This window comes from Xanthomonas fragariae, from assembly GCF_900183975.1.
GTDB lineage: Bacteria > Pseudomonadota > Gammaproteobacteria > Xanthomonadales > Xanthomonadaceae > Xanthomonas > Xanthomonas fragariae.
Window position 1 is genome coordinate 73,655 of sequence record NZ_LT853882.1, and the last position, 16,722, is coordinate 90,376.

Below are 16,722 nucleotides of genomic sequence, written 5' to 3' on the forward strand. Positions count from 1 at the left end.
AGAGTGGCCACACAGTCGGCATGGGGCATGCAGCAGGGCGGCCTGGTGGTAGCCGGGCACAGTGAGAACCACACGGCGCTCGACGCCGAGTTCGCTCAGGCGCGCATCGACAGGACTTGTGAACTCGCCGCCTGGCGACACCAGCACGTGTTACACCCCGCAATACGTTTCCAGGTCCAGCTACGCAGTTCCGCGGGGATGCCCTTTGCGCTCAGCCATGCGAAACGTATCGTTGAGCAACGGTCGCTGCTTTAGAGTCTCCGGAAGCGCCGTTGCCGCACCTACATACAGCTCCACCTCGCCTTTTCCATGCGCGCTGTGAGCGTGCCCATGTCAGGTACCACAAAGCTCGTCCCCAGTTCACGGCCGTGCTGGCCGAGGATGGCCTGGGCCACTGGTCGACACCGGTATCGGCAATGCGAAAGAGCGGCCGTTCAAACTCGCCTTCCATCGCCTCAATACCAATTATCTTGGTCGGCTTGCCCACGCCGGCATTGCGGTCGAGGATGTAGACGCTGTTTTACTGACTTATCTGCATGTCGACCACACCGGTTGGAACACCGTCAGAACAGATAACGATTGGGCGCCGACCTTTCCAAACGCACGCTACGTCTACGCACGCGCCAAAGAAGACTTCTACGCGACAGCACAAGGTCAAGCGCGTCGCAGCGTGTTTGAAGACAGCGTGCGTCCGTTGATCGACGCCGGCCAGGTAGATCGGATCGAGCAACCGGGCGGTCGCTACGACGAGCACTTCATAGCGTTGGGCACATGGCGATCGGGCTGCTTCCGCAGGCGAGCGCGCGTTGTTTGGCGGTGATGTCATGCACCGTCCGATTCAGCTCACCTATCCGCACCGGAACTTATGCTTCTGCGCCGATGCTGTCCTAGCGCGCCGCTCGTGCGCGTTGGTGCATGACCACGTTGTAGAAAAGCGGGCCATGTATTTCAGTTGGCATTTCGCCGGGACCTCGGTGGTGCAGGCGACCCGTACCCCCATGGCAGTGGCGTGGCAAATCGAGGGCGACAACTGTTGCCACCGGGCTGCGGTTTGCAGCCGCTGTCTGCCTACCCCAACAACGCCTGCAGCGACGCGCGCTCCAGCTGCGCATACAAGGCAAACGCGTCGTGTACCTGCGAACCCAACGCCTGCTCGAAGCTGTCCTTGCTTGAGTGTGCGGCGTAGGCACGTTGCTCTGCGCCGCCGAGGTTGGACTGGAAGATGCCCGCCGCACTCACCGGCAAAAAATCTTCATAGATGATCGGATCGGCGCTGACCAGACCAAGTGCAATCGCGGTTTCCGCCGGCATCGCGGCCACCTGCGCCGGATCGGCGCGGCCCGCATCGGTCAACGCGTAGCGAAAATAGCCCAGGCCTTCCTGACGCAGCACCGCCTCATCGTCGGGGAACGCTACAAACGCGGTTTGTAGCCGCGTGGCGTAATCGGTACCGGTGCTGCCCGCACCATCGCTGTCGCGGGCCTGTGCTAACAACGCGTCGTAAAGCGCGCGACCTTTGGGCGTCAGTGCAAGCCCGCGCTGCTCGATTTCGCCGAAGCGCGCGGTATGTGTGCCATGTTCGGCCTGTCCACTGTCGCCTAAAAAACGTACTGGTTCTTCCAGCGCCTTGAAGCTGGTCTGGCGCAGCAGGATCGGGATGCGACGGCGCGGCGGCCCTTCGATCACCGTTTTCGCAGCGATGCCGGCGCGCTGCATCTGCGCCTGCGCCGCATCGATATCCAATGTGCGCGGGGTCAGGTGATTGATGTGCGGGCCGTGGAAGCTCACGACATCGGCGATCAGCTTGTGGGCTTGGCTCAGCGCGCGATAGGTCTGCAGCGACACGCAGGCATCGCCGTGCCAGCGGAAAGTTTCCAGCGCTTCGGCAACGAACTGCTGCGCCTGCGTCGCATCCAGCCCGCCGACACGCTCGCGCTGTTCGATCAACTCCAGGACCCCGGCAGTGAAGATCTGCCGCTGCTCGAGAATCTGCGCCGCCTGCTCGCGCAACGCGGCATCCTCGATCAGTTCCAGCCGCAGCAGCGAAGTGAACACGCGGAACGGATTGGCCGACAGCGCCACATCGTCGATCGGGCGGAACGCGGTTGAATGCACCGGCACGCCGGCCACCGACAAGTCGTAATAGCCCACCGCGTGCATGCCCATCACCGCAAATAGCCGGCGCAAAGTGGCCAGTTCCTGCGCCGTGCCGACCCGGATGGCGCCATGCCTTTCCAGATCCAGCCGCGCGCGCTCATCGTTGCGCTGCAGCCGTACAGCCAGCGCAGCATCAGCTCTCAGAGTGTCGGCATTGACCTGCGCCACCAGCGTCATCAAGTCGCCGTACAACGGCACCTCAGCGCGATACATGTCGGACATCGCCTGGGCGAACAGGCTGCGGATCTGATCGGGAGAGACAAACACGGTATCGCGCATGAGGTGGTCTTGGCAGAGCCGGCCAACGCCAGCGTTATTGCATTCTCGCCGACGGCGCCATGCGCCGGCCAGCTGCACGGCAGCATCGCGGTGAGCACGTTGGTGTGCAGACAGCCGCACAAGCGGTCGACTGCGCTACAGCTCGCCGCTGCGCCAAGCTGCGCTAAAGCCCGGCCTGCGCCGCCGCTTCTGCCGCTTTGCCGGCCTGACGCGCCGCGTCCAGCCGCTGCGCATGATCGCCGAGTTGACGACGCAGCAACGGGTCTAAGCTGATCGGCCGTTCCCAGTGGTCGTAGCTGGCGACGATGGCATGCCGTAATGCGCGCATGTGCACGGGGTCCGGAGCGACCGACAGGCGCGCGATTACGCCCTCCCAGCTATCGTGATGGTCACGGCTGTAGGCACGCACGCTGTCGCGGCACGACAGCTGCACCGTCTGTGCCCAGAAACAGGCGAAATAAATGTCCCCTGCATGCCAGCCATGCACCTGCAGCAGCGCCTGCACGTACCCGCGCGGCGTTCCGGTGTAGCGCGCCACCTCGTCGATGAAACTATCCGGATAGCGCTGCGCGTAGCTGTCCATGTCGGCCAGATGTTGATTCACCCACGCATCGCCGGTGCCGGGCATCATCACTGCCGGCGCCGGGTCTTCTGGTGCAGGTGCGGCTGCAGGCGCGGCCTGCGCAGCAGCCAGCGCAGGCAACAGCAGCGCCATTCGTAATGGCAGAGATCGCAACAAGGAAGGGCTTGGCGCAGGCATACGCCGATGATGCCGCATGCCCGCCCCAGTGTCAGGCCGACCGCCGATTTAGGGGCGCTTCCCCAACGCGCCAGCTGACGACCTTGCCGTCTGCATCGGTCTCAAGTGCCAGTGCCGTGTGTGGTTGCGTCGGCAAAGTGCAGCCTGGGGCCGTTGGGCACGTATATCACGCCTATCTTCCGCGCCGTATGCACCCACCTGGCGACTGCTCGCTACGTTTTGTTAGCCACTTTTGGTCGCCCCTGAAAAACCAGCAACACCCAATCACCGCTACGCTTTATAGGCCGCACAGGCGTGCCAGATCTGCCGGTTTTCGCTACGCTGAGGTCTGGTTTCTGGCAGTGTCCGCCCATGCGTACACGCCGTCCTGCTGCTGATTGTTCCGTTCGCGGCTGGAGAACCAGATCGATCTGCGTCACCCGTTGGCGCAATTGAGCCAACGGATGCCGTGGGCTGCATTGGAACAGGCGCTTTTGCCGCGCTTGCCTGCCGCTGGCGGCCGTCCCGCACTGCCGGTGCGCTTGATCGCCGGCTTGCTGTATTTCAAGCATGCCTACGTCTTGTCAGATGAAGCGGTCTGCGAACGGTGGTTGGAAAATCCGTGCTGGCAGTTCTTCACCGGTGAGGTGGGGTTTCAGACGCGCTTGCCGTGCGATTCGAGCTCGCTGAAACGCTGCACAGTGCTGGGACGGGTCGTGCGCAACCTCCAACGCAAGCGCGATCAGGTAAACAGCGGCGAGCGCGAGCGCATCGCTGGGTGGTTGCAACGCGCACAACAGGTGCAAGCGCAACGCCCCAAAGACAAGCGAAAACTCGACGCATGCGCTGGATCGCGTTTTTGCGTACCTGGATCCGGGCGATGGGATGGGCATCCTTGAGCACCGTGTACCGTGCACCGTGCACCGCTGGCGATTGGTGCTTGAAAGGGGTTTTTCAGGGATGACTTAGAGCGTGTTATGAACTTTGCCCTTGTCACGCTAACGTATACGGATGAAGCCTCGTAAGCCTTATTCCACCGATATTTCCGACGAAGAATGGGCCTTTGCGGCTCCCTATTTGACGCTGATGGACGTGCAGGCACCGCAGCGCAAGTATGAGCTACGCGCGATGTTCAACGCACTGCGGTGGATCGCGCGCGCCGGCGCACCATGGCGATTGCTTCCCAACGATTTTCCGCCCTGGGAAGCGGTGTATCAGCAAACACAGCGCTGGCTGCAAGCGGGCTGCTTTGAGGCCATGGTCAGTGATCTGCGCTCACTCTTGCGTGTGGCGCAAGGGAAAAAAGGCCAGCCGAGCGCGGTCATTTTCGATGCTCGCACGCTGCAGTCCACCTGCGAAAGCGGGCCGCGTGCTGGATACGATGGCTATAAACGCAAGAAAGGCAGCAAGGTACACATGGCCGTCGATACGCTTGGACATCTGCTCGCTGTCCAGGTGACGCCGGCTAATGAGCAGGAGCGCGCGCAAGTCCGATCGTTGGCACAAGAGGTACAACACGTGACCGGTGAAACGGTCAAGATCGCCTTTGTTGATCAGGGCTACACCGGTCAAGAACCGGCGCAGGCGGCCACGGAAGAAGGCATTGAGTTGCACGTGATCAAGCTGCAAGAAGCGAAAAAAGGCTTTGTCTTGCTGCCGCGCCGTTGGGTTGTCGAGCGCAGCTTCGGATGGGCCAATCGTTTCAGACGGCTGGCACGCGACTACGAGCGATTGCCGGAAACCTTGGCCGGTTTGCACTTCGTCGTCTTCACGATCCTGATGCTTGGAAATGCAGCCACCCTCTTTCAAAGTTCATAACACGCTCTAATTAATGACAGCGCAAAAGTCAATTTTGCGCGCCATCTCAACAGTGCTGATTGAAATCGCAAGATGCTGGTTGATTGAGTGGTCGCGCTAGCGCACGCGATGCCTCCGCACGACAATCGCGGTGTCTCGCGACTGGGATGCGACATGCCCGCATCATTGCCCCGTCGTTCGCCCCTGATAGTTGTCGGTGACTTGGCGTTGCACCCAACCGCAGATGCGAGCGCGGATGAGGTTGCATCGACCAATCACTCCGCTGCCAAGCGTGTCCAACTCCACAACGCCGATGTGGAGCTCAGTGCCACACCGGCGTCTGGCGGGCGCGTTCAGTCTTTCTGATCTAGCGCCACCCCAGCATCCCGAGCGAGGACCGCTGGAGGTGGACGCGCTGTTTCGGCAGCTTGCGCCAGGCGCACAGATGCAGGCGCATTGGAACCTGCTGCGCTACACCGTGCCGGACGCGCGGCAAGTGCAACAACAGTTCCTGTGCAGCAAGGCCAAAGAGTTGCAAGTGACCAATGCGTGCGTGGCTTCGTCTGCGGCACCCTGAGCTGCGCATTCACGCCTATGCCGGGCTGTGGCTATGATGTCGCTCATCCCTTGATTAGATCGATGCGCATGCAACGACGCCACTTTCTGCAAAATGCAGCGGCCGCATTGGCCGCGCTCGGTTTGCCGGCGTTGCCGCAATGGGCATTGGCGGCAAAGGCAGTTGGGCTGCGTCGGCTTGGGCAGCCGCAGCCGTTCGACTATGCTTGGCTCAAGGGTCAGGCGCGCGAACTGGGGAAGGCGCCGTACAAGAGCCATACGCAGGTGCTGCCAGGACCGCTGGAGGCATTGAACTGGGATCAGTATCAATCAATCCGCTACCGCCAGGGCCACGCATTGTGGGCCGGCGGCAATGGCAAGTTCCAGGCGAAGTTCTTCCATCTGGGGCTGTTTTTTCATACCCCGGTGGACATCTACGACATCGTCGATGGCAAGGCGCAGCAGCTGGCGTACGACCCGACCGCGTTCGACTACGGCAGCAGCGGGCTGGATGGCACGCAGTTTCCCAAAGATCTTGGATTTGCGGGCTTTCGACTCAACTCACGCAAGGACCCCGATCGCGATTTCTCGGCGTTTCTGGGCGCGAGCTATTTCCGTGCCGTAGGCAAGGAGGGCCAGTACGGGCAATCGGCACGCGGGCTGGCGATCGATACCGGCACCGGTGGGCCGGAAGAGTTTCCGGACTTTATCGCCTATTATCTGGAACAGCCGGCTGACGATTCGGACACCGTGGTAGTTTACGGCCTGCTTGACTCGCCCAGCGTCGCCGGCGCATATCGGTTTGCCATCACCAATGGCGAGGTGCTGGTGATGGACATCGACAGCGCGCTGTATCCGCGCAAGACCATCGAGCGGCTCGGCATCGGCCCGTGCACCAGCATGTATCAGGTGGGCGAAAACGACAGTCGGATGGATTGGGACTGGCGCCCGGAGATTCACGACACCGACGGCCTGGCGATGTGGACCGGCGTCGGCGAATGGATCTGGCGGCCGCTGTGCAATCCAGCGAATCTGCGTTTCAACATGTTCGTCGATGAGAACCCACGCGGGTTCGGGCTGCTGCAGCGCGACCGTAACTTCGACCATTACCAGGACGATGGCGTGTTCTACGAGAAGCGCCCATGCCTGTGGGTGGAACCCAAGAGCGGCTGGGGCAAAGGCTCGGTACAGCTGGTGGAGATTCCCACTGTGGACGAGACAGTCGACAACATCGTGGCGTTCTGGAATTTGCAGGCCAAGCCGCAGGCAGGGCAAGAGCTGCTGATGGGCTATCGGTTGTATTGGGGCGCTCATCCGCCGGCCAGCTCGCCGTTGGCGCATTGCGTGGCCACGCGTACCGGCTTGGGCGGCATCGTCGGGAAGAAGCGCAGCCATTTTTCCTGGCGGTTTGCGGTGGATTTTGCCGGCGGCGAACTGGCTGCGCTGGTCAACGAGCCCAAGGCCAAAGTCGAGACGGTGCTGCAGGTCTCGCGCGGCACCACCGAGATCGTGTCGGCGCGTCCGTTGCGTGAGCTCAAGGGTTATCGGGCGATGTTCGACTTAGTGCCGCCGGATGACAGCACCCAGCAGATCGATATCCGTCTGTACCTGCGCGCCAACGGCAAGCCGCTCACCGAAACCTGGCTATACCAGTGGACGCCGCCGCCGGTGAGCGAGCGCAAGATCTACTGAGCGCAGATCTGCGACGCGGCGGCCCGACGCCGCGTCCAATTGTCGAGCGTTGCGGAAATCGGTCCATAGACAGTGTTCGAGCAACGATTGCTTGCTGCGCAGGTTTGGCGCGGGTCGATGCCATCCACATTTCAGACCTCGATGCGTAGCCGCCCTTGCTCGCTGACCGCGATCGCCTTGATCAGCTAACGCTGCCGGCCTTGCACCACAGCATTGAGTTCGTCGCCGGGGAAACAGACCGAAGGACAGGTCGTCGCGCACGTGGCAGGTGATCCAGCACACGCGCGACGGCGGCAGCAAAGCCCATGCCGGTCAAACCCCTTGCATGAAGCCACTGCCTGTTGCCAGGCTCTGCATACGCTGCAGCAAAGTGGTAGCCGCGCTGGCGATAGCACTGCGCACCGCACATGCACACCAGGACGATGAAGACGCATGCGAGGTTTGTACGCAGTGTGCCGATGTACGCAATACAGTCGCGCACAGGATGGCGACGAACGCCCTTTCCGCGCCGATGCTGCGCTTGCAGCAGCATCTACCCCATAAGTCACGCCTCTGCAGGCGGCAGCGGCAGCACGATCTGCAGCGGGTCGATGCGGCCTTCGCCGCGCATGATCTTCTTGAACTCGGCGCGGCTGACCGACACATAGCGCTCGTTGCCGCCGATCTCCACCTGCGGGCCGTCCTGCACGGCGTGCCCCTGCGCATCCACGCGGACGGTCATGGTGGCCTTGCTGCCGCTGTGACAGATGGTCTTGATCTCGTCCAGCTCATCGGCCCAGGCCAGCAGGAACTGGCTGCCTTCGAACAGCTCGCCGCGGAAGTCGGTGCGCAGGCCGTAGCACAGCACCGGAATGCGCAGACGGTCGACCACCTCGCTCAGTTGCCAGACCTGTGCGCGGCTGAGGAACTGCGCCTCGTCGACCAGCACGCAATGCAGCGCGCCCTCGGCCTGGATGTCGCGCCCGATCAGCTGCTGCAACTCGGTGTCGCGATCAAACGGGCGCCCGTCCGCACGCAGGCCGATCCGCGAGGCGACCACGCCACTGCCGGCGCGGTGATCGAGCTTGGGCGTGAGGATCAGTGTGCGCATGCCGCGTTCGCGGTAGTTGTGCGCCGATTGCAGCAAGGTGGTGGTCTTGCCGGCATTCATCGCCGAATAGTAGAAATAGAGCTTGGCCATCGAGCGATTTTACCGGGCCAAGTGGCGTCCGGTGGCGGCCCGTTGCATGAACCAGCCGCGCCGCTTGCCCGACGCAGCGCCGGTACAATGGCCCGCTCTGCTGGAAACCCCTATGCACGGTCTCAATCCCCCGCAACGCGCCGCAGTGCTGCACTGCGAAGGTCCCTTGTTGGTGCTGGCCGGTGCCGGCAGCGGCAAGACGCGTGTGATCGTGGAAAAGATCGCGCATCTGATCGCCATCGGCCGCTATCCGGCCAAGCGCATTGCAGCGATCACCTTCACCAACAAGTCGGCCAAGGAAATGCGCGAGCGTGTGGCCAAGCGCATCCGTGGCGATGGCGCCGATGGCCTGACCATCTGCACCTTCCATGCGCTGGGCTTGAAGTTCCTGCAGATCGAGCATGCCGCTGCGGGTTTGAAGCGCGGCTTTTCGATCTTCGATTCTGACGATGCCGCAGCCCAGATCAAGGACTTGATGCACGGCGCCAAGCCCGATGCGATCGAAGACGCCAAAAACCTGATCTCGCGCGCCAAGAACGCCGGACTGTCGCCCGAACAGGCGATGGCGGCGGCACGCAGCAATCGCGAAAAAGAAGCGGCCAGCCTGTACGAGCGCTACCAAGCGCGGCTAACCACCTTCAACGCGGTGGACTTCGACGATCTGATCCGCCTGCCGGTGCAGATTCTGGAAGCCAACGAAGAGATCGTCATGGGCTGGCGCGAGCGCATCGGTTATCTGCTGGTGGACGAGTGCCAGGACACCAACGATGCGCAGTACCGCCTGTTGAAGATGCTGGCCGGGCCGCGCGGCAACTTTACCTGTGTGGGCGACGACGACCAGAGCATCTATGCCTGGCGCGGCGCAAATCCGGAAAACCTGCAGCAGATGGGGTGCGATTATCCGGCGCTGAAAATCATCAAGCTGGAGCAGAACTACCGCTGTTCCAACCGCGTGTTGCGTGCGGCCAACGCATTGATCGCGCATAACCCCCACGAGCATTTGAAAACGCTGTGGAGCGATCAGGCCGACGGTGAACGTATCCGCGTGTGGGAATGCCGAGACGGCGAGCACGAGGCGGAAAAGGTTGCCGCCGAGATTTCATTTCTGGGCACTGCCAAGCAGGTGCCGTGGAGCGACTTCTGCATCCTGTTCCGCGGCAATTTTCAATCGCGGCCGCTGGAAAAAGCGCTGCAGCTGCTGCGGGTTCCGTATCACTTGACCGGCGGCACCGCGTTCCTGGAACGGCAAGAGGTCAAGGATCTGTTGTCGTGGTTGCGGTTGATCGTCAACCCGGACGATGACGCGGCGTTCTTGCGTGCGGTGCAATCGCCTAAGCGCGAAGTCGGTGCGACCTCGCTGGCGCGCTTGGCCGAGCTTGCCAGCGCCAAGTCGGTGCCGATGTCGCGCGCGGCCGAATCGATGGGCGCATTGCAGCATCTGCCGCCACGTGCGGCCAATGGCTTGAGCGCGTTCAACGATATCCTGTGCGACATGCGTCAGCACTCGGCCACGATGTCGGCCGGCGAATTGGTACGCATGCTGGCTGACAAATCCGGCCTGCTCAACGATCTGCGCAATCAATCCAAGGACGAAACCGGATTCCAGCGGCGCAAGCGAAATCTGGACGAATTGGCCGAGTGGTTCGAGGGCGGCCCACGCGGCGCCAGCGCCAGCGATCTGGCCGCGCAGCTGGCGCTGCTGTCGCGCAACGACAAAGACGATGGTGGCAACCAAGTGCGCATGATGACCATGCATGCGTCCAAAGGGCTGGAGTTCCGCTATGTGTTCATCGTCGGCTGCGAAGACGGCGTGCTGCCGCACGAAGTGAGCCTGGAAGAAGGCAATCTGCAGGAAGAGCGCCGTCTGCTGTATGTGGGCATCACCCGCGCCAAGCAGCAGTTGTGGATGAGCTACAGCAAGTTGACGCGCAAGTTCGGCGAACATGTGCGGCTTAAGCCGAGCCGGTTTTTCGACGAACTTCCGGCCGAAGAATTGCAGCGCGACGGCGCCGACCCGGTGGCCGACGCCGAGCGCAAGAAAGAGCGCGCCAGCGCGGGCTTGGCGGCGATCCAAGCGTTGTTTGATTAATAGCGGCTAACAAAAACCTCCTGCATGCTGTATCGGTAGTGGGAAAATTGCGACGGGCCATGCCAGCAATCTTGCCACCGCCAATTCGGCGCTCAGGTTGGTTTTGTCAGCCACTCTAAAGAACTTATGAATAACCCACGACGTGGTGAGTGAACTTAGGGCGGCTAACAAAACGACTGTGCTCACCGCCAGGCGGGCGCAGCCGGTGATCGGAATCGGCATGTACCACTCGTAAACTGCGGTTCCTCCGCGCCGTCCCCATCTACCTGGTGACTGCTCGCTACGTTTTGTCAGCCCTCTTCGAGTGTTGCACAAACGCGACGATCGTCCATGCTGAAAATCAGATGCTTACGCATCGGGCGATTGTCTCAGTCGTTGATCGAAAGCGCATGGAGGAGTTTGCAGATCTTCCTTGGGCGCTCAGGTTGATGTTCGGCAAACCTGCTACGCCTTCGCCATCTGCGCACCGGATTTGCGATCGATAGATCACGATGTTCGATACCTGAGAGCTGGGTGGGCAGCGCTTCGACCAGACGGGAAGCAAGCTCACCAGTGGAGCCAATGCGCAAGAGCTGGCGCTGTTCAGCGGATATCCCTGAGCCGCATCAGCTTGATGAGACCCATGAACGAGCGGTCTTTTTCATCACGAAGCGGAGCGAAAAAAATGGTGAGGCCCAAGAGCAGCAATCGTCGGACGCATGCCCAGAGCACCTACCAAAGCGTGCCAGAGCAGGCGACGGGCCGGCCGGCGAGCCCGGGCGCCGCTCCGGCCGGAATGGCGTCGTCGTCAGCGCCCTTTGGCGTTCTCGGCGAACTGACAGCTCGACCGAATAAGCGCCGTCGCACCGAGGTATCTGCTGCGCGTTCGGCGCCGGGATTGGGCGCGCATCCAGCTCGGAACCGCACATCGATACCGTCTCCCTCCTCCGCGTTGCCGGACGACAGCCCGCCCCCAAGCCGTCCTCTTCATCATTCTCCGCTTTGGCGCGCTGATGCGCCTGAGTCTCAGGAAGCAACAGCGCAGCAGCCTGCTTTTGAAGACGCTGCAATTCATGAAGAACGTCCGGCGCCAGTTGATTGTTCATCAACCTTTGGCCGTAAGCGCAAAGTCCCGATTCCACGCGGCACCGGGTCGTCAGATGCCGATCTATCCTATTCAGCCGATAAGGAACTCATCGCGGGTTTTTTAGACGGTGCCGAGAAGGGCGGGAGCAACGTCAACACCGCAAAAAAATATTCTTTTCTTTTGATTAGTTTTAGCGCTTGGCTTAAGCAGCAGAAAAAGGGTGGCTTGAAAGACCGGCTCTCCCAAGACGAGCTGACACGTGATGCTGAGGAGTTCCAAAGACAGACTGGCCGCACGAATGTGACCGTAGCACTGACACATCTGCGCTCCGTGGAATCCCACGGAACGGTAACGATCTCGACTCTACCCCGACATCTGACTCCTGCTGGTGATGCGCAACTCATCAATGATGCGTCTTCTGCTATCTCCCGCCGGTATTTAACCGAATTGCGCGCGTTCAGTGAATGGCTCCATGCCGCGCATAAAGAAGGATTGTGCGCACCGGGCAGACTGGACTCCCAAAGCTTGGAAGGTGACGCCAATACCTTCTTAATCGAAAAGGAAAGGCTGAGCGTGTATACGGTGTTTTTGGCGCTGCGGAAACTGAGGGCCTTTTGCCGCGGCGAAAGGCCGGCCGTGCAGAGTAACGTGCGGAGTAATAAGCGTGAGATCTCCGACGTCGACCGCCAACTCAAAGAGCAATACCAATATGCTTTGTCGATTGCCTTTTCGGCGTCCGGCCCCGAGAAGAAATACGCTAACGGGGAAACCTACTCCGGTAAGATGGCAGGCAGTATGCACACCTTCAGCGCCTGGCTAAAGGCGAAAAAAAAGGCGTCAATGGCGACACGTTTGCACGCCCCAACGCTGGATGAGGATTTTAATCTCTTTAAGGATGCCAAATACCCAAGGGACACCAGGGCTATAGGAAACATGTTAACGCAAGTGCGCGAAATGTATCCTTCTGACGTGCAGTCGCCCGACCAGGCTAATAAGCGTCAGGCGCACGATCTCGACCGCCAACTCAGCGAGCAATTTAAAGCTGCTTTGTTGGCGCCCGGCCGCGAAACGACATCCATTAAGCGGGAAAAATATGCCGATATGCTGTCAGCCCATGTGCGCCACTTCAGCGCTTGGCTACACAATAACGACAAGGCGCCAATGGCGTCGCGTTTGCACGAGCCAATGCTGGATGACGATTTGAATCTCTACATCCGTGGCAAGACCTTAGGCTACAAAAGTGTTCTGAGACACATGCTGATGCAAGTGCGCCAGGTGTGCCCTTCTAACGTGCAGTTGCCCGACCTTGGAAGCACAGCTGAACCGTCGGGGTCTGCTTGCTCCTCCCTGTTGCCATCCACTCTTCCGAGCGGTTTGCCGCAGGCGCCTGAAAACGTCTTGACTCCCGATACGCCCGCGGAGAGGGTGGCGGAGCCTTCGTTGCCAGCCCAGCCCGAGGCGTCGAGTCCCATATCCGAATTCGACTGGGATGCGCTGGATGAAGTGGATGGTTTTCAGCCGCCGCCTCAAAGCGACTTGGATTTCGAGACACTTGCGGATGAGTTGATGGCACCTTCGTGGTCAGTGCAGCCCGAGGCGTCGAGTTCCACCTTTCCAGTCGACTCGGATGCACCGCATCAAGCGAGTGGATTGCCGCAGGCGCATGAAAGCAGCTGGACTCTCGAGACACTTGCCGAGGAGCTGCTGGGACCTTCGTGGTCAGCGCAGCCCGAGGCGTCGAGTTCCACCTTTCCAGTCGACTCGGATGCACTGCATCAAGCGGATGGTTTGCCGCAGACGCATGAAAGCAGCTGGACTCTCGAGACACTTGAGAAGGAGCTGCTGGGACCTTCATGGTCAGCGCAGCTCGAAACCTCGAGTTCCACCTTTCCAGTCGACTCGGATACAGTGCATCAAGCGGGTGGATTGCCGCAGGCGGATGAAAGCAGCTGGGATTTCGAGAAACTTGTGGAGGAGGAGATGGGGCCTTCGTGGTCGGCCCAGTCCGGAGCGTCGATTTACGACTTTGCATTCGACTGGAATGCGCTGCATCCAGAAAATGCAGTGCCGCACCGCACCACAGCTATGCCGCAAGCGTCATTACCGACCTTCGACGAGGATGACACTTAGAGCGGCTAACAAAACTACTGCGCCACCGCCAGGCGGGCGCGGCCAGTGCTCGGAATCCTCATGTACCACGCGTACACTCCGGTTCCTCTGCGCCCACCTGACGACTGCTCGCTACGTTTTGTTAGCACCTCTTAACCCAACTGGGAAGATGGCCCATAGCCTGTTCCCGAATGGCCGATGCCGCTGCCTGCCGAGTTTGCCGCGGTAGGTTGGATCGTTTAGTCGGCCAGCACGGACTCACGATGCACCGCGCGCGTGGCATCGTGGCCGGTCGGTCCATTAGTTCCTCTCAGGCGTAAAGTGACCTGGACATCTACGAGAATACGTCGGCGATCAGGCGCCGGCCGCTTCCAGCCGTGCCTGCACCGCAGCGAGCGCATCCTGCAGTTCGGCAACGGTGGCCTCCAGGCTTTGCACGCGTGCCTCGAGCTCGCTGCTATCGGCGCTGTTGCGAGCACTCGGTGCAGCGCGCGCCGCTGCGGCCTGTAACGCTTCCACATCCAGCTCGCCACTGAGCAGATGCGTATAGCGCTCTTCGCGCTGGCTGCTAGCGCGCGGTAGCTGTACCGCCAGGGTGCGCTGGATCAAGCGGTCCAGATGATGGCGGACGTCGTCGGCATCGTTGAAGCGCGCCAGCCGTTCGCTGCGCGCATACAACTCGCCCAGCGTCTGCGGGCCACGCAACAGCAGCAGGCCGATCAGGGCGACTTGTTGCCGGGTCAGATCCAGCATGCTGCCCAACCGGTGTTCGTAACGCTCGGCGCGCGAGGAAAACTGCTGGCGCACCAGTCCCATTGTTTCGAGCTGACGCAGGGCGTGATGCACCACGCCGGTCTCCAGATTCAGCACCGGCTCGCGTGCGGTCTTCTGGTTGGCGGCAACCTGCGCGGCGTTGACCGTGAGCGGATACGCATCCGGCGTGGTGGCTTCTTTTTCGATCAGGCAGCCGAGTACGCGGGCCTGGGCGGTATCGAGGACGGGCGGGGGCGAGATTTCTGGCATGGGTGACTCCGGGGCAATCAGCTCGCAAGGATATGCCGATCCGGTGTCGTCATTCTTCAGATGGCGCGATCAGGCGGCGCGGCTTTTCTACATCGACATCTGCATGCAAGAGCCGCGCGGCGCCGGGACTGTGGGCCTGCGCATGTACGGGGCAGGCAGAGACAGCAGTCGGCAACGGTCCTGAAACCCTGCAGCGACCATGCCGCCATCCGTGCGTATTCGCCACTGCCAATGGCACTGCCGTTAGCAAGAGCGGGCGGTGTGGTGCGAACCCGCTAAAATCGCGGACTTCATTGCCGCTCCTGTTCTGGTGGATGCCATGCGCCCCTCGCTTTACGCACCGTTGCCCCTGCTCGCCTGCACCGCGCTCGCATTGAGCGCCTGCAAGCCCAGCGACAAGGGGCCTGTGCAGTCTGCCGCCGTATCCGCAACTGCAGCGCCCAGCGCCACTGCGGACAAGACCGCCACACCCCCCGTAGCCACCACCGCACCAGCCGGCGACGACAACCTCAACGCTGTGTTGTGGATGCAGCGCTCGGAGGAATATCGCGCCGTGGCCGAGCAGACCTACCGCGCCGCGGCCGACAAGCTGGATACCGCACTCAAGCAAGCCAACTGGGACGCGTTGGTGCCCAAAGAACGCAGCAATGCCGCCACCGGGCTGAAGCCGGCGGTGGTGCTGGACGTGGACGAGACCGTGCTGGACAACTCGCCCTACCAGGCGCGCCTGCTGCGCGATGGAAAGGAGTACGACGAGCTGAGTTGGGACCAGTGGGTCGCCGAGAAGAAGGCCACCGCGATTCCCGGCGTAGTGGATTTCGCCAAGGCCGCCAGTGCCCGCGGCATCACCCTGATCTACATCTCCAACCGCGCTGTGCACCTCAAGGACGCCACGCTGACCAACCTGCGCAGCGTCGGGCTGCCGGTGGCCGATGACAGCGTGTTTCTGGGGTTGGGCACGTTGGTGCAGGGCTGCGAGCAGAGCGGCAGCGAAAAAAACTGCCGTCGCCAGCTGGCGGGGCAGAAATACCGCGTGCTGATGCAGTTCGGCGACCAGCTGGGCGACTTCGTACAGGTCACTGCCAATACCGGTCAGGCGCGTGGCGCGTTATTGCAGCAGTACCACGACTGGTTTGGCGAGCGCTGGTGGATGCTGCCCAACCCCAACCCCAACCCCAACCCCAACCCCAACCCCAACCCCAGCTACGGCGGCCGGGAGCCCGCCCAGTTCAACAACGATTTCGCGCAGCCCTGGCAGGCGCGCCACGACGCCAAGCGCGCCGCGCTGGAGGTGGCCCGATGAGCCGCGTACCGTTGCCGCTGGCCGCGCATGAGCGGCTGATCTTCGCGCTGGATGTGCCCAGCCATGACGAGGCGATCGCCTGGGTCGACCGCCTGGGCGAGGCGGTGTCGTTCTACAAGATCGGCATGGAGCTATTGGCGTCGGGCGAGTATTTCCACGTGCTCGATGCGCTGGCCAAGCGCGACAAGCGCGTGTTCGTCGACCTGAAGTTCTTCGACATCCCCGCCACCGTGGCCGGCACCATCCGCCGCTTGGCGCAGTGGCCGGTGAGCTATTGCACCATCCACGGCTGGCACGCCGGCATGCTGCAGGCGGCGGTCGAGGCCAATCACGGCGACATGCGTCTGCTGGCGGTCACTGTGCTGACCTCGATGGGCCGGCCGGACTTGGCCGCAATGGGCATCGACCGCGAGCCGGTCGAGGTAGTGGTGGAGCGCGCGCTGGCCGCACAGGCCGCCGGCATCGACGGCGTGATCGCCTCCGGCCAGGAAGCCGGCCCGATCCGCCGCGCCACCGGCCGGGCGTTTTCGATCGTCTGCCCCGGTATCCGCCCCGGCGGCCCGGTCGGGGACGACCAGCAACGCACTGTCGGCGTGGCGCAGGCCTTCACCGACGGCGCCGACGCCATCGTGGTCGGTCGCCCGATCCGCCTTGCCGCCGATCCGGCGGCGGTGGCGGCGGCGATTCAGACAGAGATTCTGGCGGCGGCGGGGCAGCAGCAGCGCTGATAAGA

The 16,722-nt window shown here is 61.9% G+C and carries 11 protein-coding genes, 2 other RNA genes and 2 pseudogenes; 11 read left to right on the forward strand and 4 right to left on the reverse strand.

Annotation, left to right across the window (positions count from 1 at the left end):
* Positions 1-409 precede the first annotated feature (409 nt).
* The gene (locus PD885_RS22595) at positions 410-820 is read left to right on the forward strand and encodes an MBL fold metallo-hydrolase (RefSeq protein ID WP_407071324.1); all 411 of its coding nucleotides are present in this window, start codon (positions 410-412) and stop codon (positions 818-820) included.
* 248 nt (positions 821-1,068) lie between these two features.
* Here PD885_RS22595 and hglS read toward each other — a convergent pair whose 3' ends face one another.
* Together hglS and PD885_RS00345 are read right to left on the reverse strand one after the other, a co-directional pair.
* Positions 1,069-2,436, reverse strand: a complete 1,368-nt coding sequence (gene hglS / locus PD885_RS00335) for a 2-oxoadipate dioxygenase/decarboxylase HglS (protein ID WP_002803617.1) — start codon at positions 2,434-2,436, stop codon at positions 1,069-1,071.
* Positions 2,437-2,599: 163 nt separating this feature from the next.
* Complete coding sequence (locus tag PD885_RS00345; RefSeq protein WP_065974996.1) at positions 2,600-3,214, reverse strand: hypothetical protein; 615 nt, start codon at positions 3,212-3,214, stop codon at positions 2,600-2,602.
* 333 nt (positions 3,215-3,547) lie between these two features.
* On the opposite strand from PD885_RS00345, the pseudogene PD885_RS00350 reads away from it, so the two are divergent.
* From PD885_RS00350 to PD885_RS00360, 4 genes and pseudogenes are all read left to right on the forward strand, one after another.
* Positions 3,548-3,870: pseudogene (locus PD885_RS00350) on the forward strand (transposase); the annotation flags it as partial.
* Positions 3,871-4,186: 316 nt separating this feature from the next.
* A complete protein-coding gene (locus PD885_RS00355) occupies positions 4,187-4,993 on the forward strand; it encodes an IS5 family transposase (RefSeq protein ID WP_002801519.1) in 807 nt (268 codons plus the stop codon).
* A gap of 349 nt (positions 4,994-5,342) precedes the next feature.
* A pseudogene (locus PD885_RS21235) lies at positions 5,343-5,549 on the forward strand (DUF4380 domain-containing protein); the annotation flags it as partial.
* A gap of 68 nt (positions 5,550-5,617) precedes the next feature.
* Positions 5,618-7,219, forward strand: a complete 1,602-nt coding sequence (locus PD885_RS00360) for a glucan biosynthesis protein D (RefSeq protein WP_088057086.1) — start codon at positions 5,618-5,620, stop codon at positions 7,217-7,219.
* Between the two features lie 544 nt (positions 7,220-7,763).
* Here the strand turns inward: PD885_RS00360 and PD885_RS00365 are convergent.
* Positions 7,764-8,399 carry a thymidine kinase gene (locus PD885_RS00365; RefSeq protein ID WP_002803605.1) on the reverse strand — a complete coding sequence of 212 codons (636 nt, stop codon included), beginning with the start codon at positions 8,397-8,399 and terminating at the stop codon, positions 7,764-7,766.
* Positions 8,400-8,511: 112 nt separating this feature from the next.
* Between PD885_RS00365 and rep the strand changes: the two genes are divergently transcribed.
* The 4 genes from rep to PD885_RS00395 all read left to right on the forward strand — a co-directional run bounded on the left by rep (position 8,512) and on the right by PD885_RS00395 (position 13,811).
* Entirely contained in the window at positions 8,512-10,488 is a 1,977-nt protein-coding gene (rep, locus tag PD885_RS00370; RefSeq protein WP_002803604.1) for a DNA helicase Rep, read from the forward strand.
* 220 nt (positions 10,489-10,708) lie between these two features.
* A non-coding RNA gene (locus tag PD885_RS00375) (sX9 sRNA) lies at positions 10,709-10,784 on the forward strand.
* 635 nt (positions 10,785-11,419) lie between these two features.
* The gene (locus PD885_RS00390) at positions 11,420-13,684 is read left to right on the forward strand and encodes a hypothetical protein (RefSeq protein ID WP_145954086.1); all 2,265 of its coding nucleotides are present in this window, start codon (positions 11,420-11,422) and stop codon (positions 13,682-13,684) included.
* A gap of 60 nt (positions 13,685-13,744) precedes the next feature.
* A non-coding RNA gene (locus PD885_RS00395) (sX9 sRNA) lies at positions 13,745-13,811 on the forward strand.
* 206 nt (positions 13,812-14,017) lie between these two features.
* On the opposite strand, the gene PD885_RS00400 is transcribed toward PD885_RS00395, so the two are convergent.
* The gene (locus PD885_RS00400) at positions 14,018-14,686 is read right to left on the reverse strand and encodes a YceH family protein (protein WP_002803599.1); all 669 of its coding nucleotides are present in this window, start codon (positions 14,684-14,686) and stop codon (positions 14,018-14,020) included.
* A 310-nt stretch (positions 14,687-14,996) separates the two neighbouring features.
* Here PD885_RS00400 and PD885_RS00405 point away from each other — a divergent pair, with 310 nt between their 5' ends.
* Both PD885_RS00405 and pyrF read left to right on the forward strand, forming a co-directional pair.
* Positions 14,997-15,989, forward strand: a complete 993-nt coding sequence (locus PD885_RS00405; protein ID WP_088057087.1) for a 5'-nucleotidase, lipoprotein e(P4) family — start codon at positions 14,997-14,999, stop codon at positions 15,987-15,989.
* Positions 15,986-16,717, forward strand: coding sequence for an orotidine-5'-phosphate decarboxylase (pyrF, locus tag PD885_RS00410; RefSeq protein ID WP_002803596.1), 732 nt, complete (start codon positions 15,986-15,988; stop codon positions 16,715-16,717). Before PD885_RS00405 ends, pyrF begins: the two co-directional genes overlap by 4 nt.
* Positions 16,718-16,722 lie beyond the last annotated feature (5 nt).